This window comes from Chryseobacterium sp. SIMBA_029 (assembly GCF_046535275.1).
Taxonomy (GTDB): domain Bacteria; phylum Bacteroidota; class Bacteroidia; order Flavobacteriales; family Weeksellaceae; genus Chryseobacterium.
The window spans coordinates 1-545 of the sequence record NZ_JAWRXA010000037.1 but is presented as its reverse complement, the minus strand read 5'-3'; the positions used below and the strand labels follow the sequence as shown (position 1 = coordinate 545).

Annotated in this window: 1 pseudogene; it reads left to right on the top strand. The window is 37.8% G+C overall.

Features of this window, described 5'->3' with window-relative positions:
- Positions 1-545, top strand: a pseudogene (locus SB679_RS23095) (RHS repeat-associated core domain-containing protein); the annotation flags it as partial.

Sequence of the window (545 nt, the reverse complement as noted above, 5' to 3'; positions counted from 1 at the left end):
GCATTAAATAATGTGTCTGCCAATGCCTTAAATAATGAAAGTCCGAGCGCATCACCCTTTGCACAAAACGGAATTGACGTTTATTATACAAAGAATGCGTTCCCAACTGAAATCAGTACGATATTAAATGTCAATTATTATGATGAATATCCTGTAGGTTCTCCTTCTCAGCCTTCACAAATACAAAATCAGACAACTTTAGCACCTGTTGCAACGACGATTGTTTCCAACGGATTAAGCTCAGTCAGAAGTACTAAAACACTTCCAACAGCAAGTTATACCAAGAATATTGAAAATGACAGCTGGTCGTCTGCATTTATTTGGTATGATACATCGGGAAGGGTTGTTGGAACGTATGGTAAAAATCATTTGGGAGGTTTTACCCGTACAGAAGCGATACTTGACTTTTCGGGGGAGACAAAAGAGTCTTACACGTATCATTCTAAAGATACTTCTTCTGCACAGGTGACCATAAAAAACAGGTATACATACAGTCCTCAAAATTTCTTGTTGAAACATTATCAGCAGATTGGTTCCAATATGGA